1 protein-coding gene is annotated in these 1448 nt (G+C 69.2%); it reads right to left on the reverse strand.

All coding sequences use genetic code 11. The features are described 5' to 3' along the window. Window positions 1-354: 354 nt before the first annotated feature. The gene (locus DK254_RS09575; RefSeq protein WP_109933588.1) at window positions 355-1416 is read right to left on the reverse strand and encodes an ABC transporter substrate-binding protein; all 1062 of its coding nucleotides are present in this window, start codon (window positions 1414-1416) and stop codon (window positions 355-357) included. Between the last annotated feature and the right edge of the window lie 32 nt (window positions 1417-1448).

The raw sequence follows: 1448 nt of genomic DNA on the forward strand, positions 1-1448 counted from the left end.
AGCACGGCTCTTCGTAGGAGCGAGCTTGCTCGCGAACCCTGACTCCGTTCCCCCTCCCTAACCCTCCCCCGCAAGCGGGAGAGGGGACCGTTCGGCGCGATGCGAAACCGCGAAGTTCCCGGGCTCCCCGTAGGGCGCATAACGCCTATGGCGTTATCCGCCAAATCGCGGACAGAGTCCGCTCCTACGGTTCCAGGAAGCACTGTCGTAGGAGCGGACTCCGTCCGCGATTGGATTCACCGGCCACGCCGGACGCCTCGGCGGCACGGCCAACGGTGGATAACCGCGAACGGTTATACGCCCTACGGTCGGGCATGGTCGCAGGCTGCCCAGGGCTACCCGGCGGCACCTGGATCACTGCACCTGCGCCACCGGCTGTGCCGCAGCCAGCTTGGCGGCGGCTGCCAGGTAGTCCGGCTTGGCCCAGTCGGCGGCTTTGAAGTCGCGGCGGATCAGGCCGTACTGCTTGGCGGCCTGGATGGAGGCGTCGAGCTGGCCGAGGAAGCCGGCGTCCAGCTGCGGCGACAGGGCGTCGGCCAGCGGGCGGTCCTTGTATTCGGTCTGCAGGATGATCGGCGGGTAGCCGGCCTGGTTCGACACCAGGTCGATGAAGGCCGCGTGGTTGGCTTCGGCACCGGCCCAGGCCAGGGCCTGCAGTTCCACCTTGAGCAGGCGCTGGGTGATCTCCGGGTGGGCGTCGACGAAGGCGCCGTTGCCCACCAGCACCGCCTGCAGGGTGCCGGCGCCGCCGAGGTCGCGGGTGCTCAGGGGGATTTCCGCCAGGCCTTTCTCGCGCAGGGCGAAGAGGCCGGCCAGGCCCCAGGTGGCGTCGATCTGCTTGGCCGCCAGGGCGGCCAGCGATGCGTTGAAGTCCAGGCTGATGACCTTCAGGTCCTTCTCGCCCAACCCGACGCTGGCCAGGGCGTTGTCGAACGACAGCTGGCTGGCGGTGCCGCGGAAGAGACCGACGCGCTTGCCCTTGAGGTCGGCCAGGGTCTTGATCCCCGAGCCCGGCTGCACGCCCAGGTAGTGGTTGACGCCGCGCCCGGTGGCGGCCAGCAGGCGGGTGTCCAGACCGCTGGCCTTGCCGATGATGGCGGCCAGGTCGCCGAGGTAGGCGAAGTCCACCTGGCCGTTGGCGAAGGCCTCGTTGATCACCGGGCCTGCGCCCTTGAAGTAGGTCCACTTGATCTCGATGCCGTCGTTGGCGAACTCCTTCTCCAGCAGCTTGCGGGTATAGAGCACGTCGACGATGCCGCCACCGGAATGGTTCTGCCCGGCGCCCACGTCGGGCACGGCGATGCGGATTTCCTTCGGCGCCTCGGCGGCGCTGGTGAACGGGGCGTAGGCGCCGAGCAGCCCGGCGAGCACCGGGGCGGCGAAGAGCGACAGCAACTGGTGGGTGAGGGCCTTCATGGCGCCTGCCTCCTGCGGGGGAATGGGAGGGG

The sequence above is a fragment of the Pseudomonas sp. RW407 genome (assembly GCF_003176655.1).
Taxonomy (GTDB): domain Bacteria; phylum Pseudomonadota; class Gammaproteobacteria; order Pseudomonadales; family Pseudomonadaceae; genus Pseudomonas; species Pseudomonas delhiensis.

Bases quoted from the DNA above. Each gene is read 5' to 3' on its own strand.
- DK254_RS09575 (WP_109933588.1), bottom strand. From the start codon at position 1,416: ATGAAGGCCCTCACCCACCAGTTGCTGTCGCTCTTCGCCGCCCCGGTG.